The organism is Vibrio sp. HENC-03 (assembly GCF_000305755.2).
Classification (GTDB): domain Bacteria; phylum Pseudomonadota; class Gammaproteobacteria; order Enterobacterales; family Vibrionaceae; genus Vibrio; species Vibrio owensii.
Genome location: NZ_JH976080.1, coordinates 1 through 295 on the forward strand (window position 1 = coordinate 1; position 295 = coordinate 295).

General features: G+C 46.4%; 1 tRNA gene. It reads right to left on the reverse strand.

Features of this window, described 5'->3' with window-relative positions:
- Positions 1-118: 118 nt before the first annotated feature.
- Positions 119-194, reverse strand: a tRNA-Val gene (locus VCHENC03_RS17340).
- Positions 195-295 lie beyond the last annotated feature (101 nt).

A 295-nucleotide genomic window follows, 5' to 3' on the forward strand; every position in this document is an offset into this window, starting at 1 on the left:
CATTGAGAACTTTACAATCAACAATAAATTGTTGATTTGTCAGCTTTCCAAATTGTTAAAGAGCTAGATTTTCTAATGAAAACCATTTTTAAAAGCACTCATCGAATGCGCTTAAAGATGGTGGGCGATACCGGGCTCGAACCAGTGACCCCCTGCTTGTAAGGCAGGTGCTCTCCCAACTGAGCTAATCGCCCACATTAGTTTTACTTCTTGTGGAAGAAGTTTCTCGGATGGTGGAGCTATGCGGGATCGAACCGCAGACCTCCTGCGTGCAAGGCAGGCGCTCTCCCAGCTG